Source organism: Neobacillus drentensis (assembly GCF_036965645.1).
GTDB lineage: Bacteria > Bacillota > Bacilli > Bacillales > Cytobacillaceae > Neobacillus > Neobacillus drentensis_D.
On sequence record NZ_JBALPZ010000283.1, the window covers coordinates 1 to 1508 of the forward strand.

Annotated in this window: 1 protein-coding gene; it reads right to left on the minus strand. The window is 36.5% G+C overall.

Going from position 1 to position 1508, the window contains the following annotated elements; genetic code table 11:
- Nucleotides 1-490: 490 nt before the first annotated feature.
- On the minus strand, nucleotides 491-1240 hold the full coding sequence (locus V7266_RS30390) for a C39 family peptidase (RefSeq protein WP_335473002.1): 750 nt from the start codon (nucleotides 1238-1240) through the stop codon (nucleotides 491-493).
- Between the last annotated feature and the right edge of the window lie 268 nt (nucleotides 1241-1508).

The window sequence follows — 1508 nt, forward strand, 5'->3', positions numbered from 1 at the left end:
ATTTAAGCTTAGCACGTTTTAAATAGAGCAATACCAATTACACCTCCATTTTTTCTTGACACAGCGAACAAAACAGTGTAATATTAATTTTTGTGCTTCATAAATAAAAAGTAACTTGTAATAAATGAGATAAATGCAATGTAAGAATTTTTTCTGGCATTCTGCTTATGTTTTGAGATAAAAACTTATTCACACTGGATCGGCTTCGGAGCCGTTAGGATGTAAGAGAGGTAGGGCTTACGTCGTTTAGGTATAAAACCATCAGGTGGAAGAATAACCGCGGCAAACTTGTTTTTATTAACAACAATTACAATAAATGAATTTTTACCTTGCAATGGCTGATATTCATGACAACGACCATTCACAAGTTACGATAGATTCTTATTAAATGAATCTTCTTTTAAAAAGAAGGCAGAGGGATTTTCCCCTCTGCCTTCGTCCAATTTTATCTATAAAAAAATGTCCTGTACTCAAAATATAGGACATTTTTTTAATCTTTTATCACGATTGCCTGATTGCCCATTTGCTCCCAAGCCTTAATAAAACTTTCACGGTTTAATTTCTTATTTTTTCCGCCATATGGATCATTAATATAGATATAATTCTCATCATATCCAGTTATGGCGACACTATGTTCGCTAAAGGTAATTTTTATTTTACCTTGGGGTGTATCCCAGGTTTGAAATACAGAGATTGGAGCAAAACTGGATGTGGTAATAATCCAGACTGGACGTCCTTGTCCGACCTCTTTTAATATATCAGTAAATGGTTTACCCGTTAGATTTACTGCTCGATCACCGACATATTTCTTCGTTAAATCGAAAACTGGCCCATTATATACTCCTAGTCCAGGTCCATGGGCCATATCTCCAACAAACCCAACATTAGGATTTCCTTTTTGACCATTACTATAGGTTAACGGCACTGTTTTAATATTTTCAGCTAACTCATTCTTCGTTACCTTTACACCAGAATAGTTAAGAATCATTGCAAGACTTGTTACCTCACAGCCATTGTAAAGAAGCGGTTGATCCATTTGCATAATTAATGGCACATCTAGTTTAATGCTATCTGGTAAGCTTGGAGCTACTTTCACCTGAAGACCAACTTCTCGTGTTTTTAAGGGCGCAGCCACCAATGTCTTTGCAGAGGCTTTCCGTTCAGACATAACCGCAAAAATCGTTTTGGCCCCCAAAACGGAAAGTGAGAGAATCACTATGACAATTAGAAATTTTTTCATAGGCAGATAAACCATTCCTTGTTAGATTCTTTGCTGTTGGGGTAAAAATTAGTAAGTTACTATTATATAACATTATCAAATTATACTAGTTGTTTAAAGGTAAAACTTTACCATATTAAATTATAATTTCCTTTTCTTAATTTTTCCTTAAGAAAAGCGCAAGCGCCTTGATCAGCCCCGACAAGCACAAGGCAAGCCGGCTGAAAGGTTGCTTTCTAACCTTTTGGACGGCTTGGCTTGTGACCTCGAGGGGCTAGGCGCTGGAGCT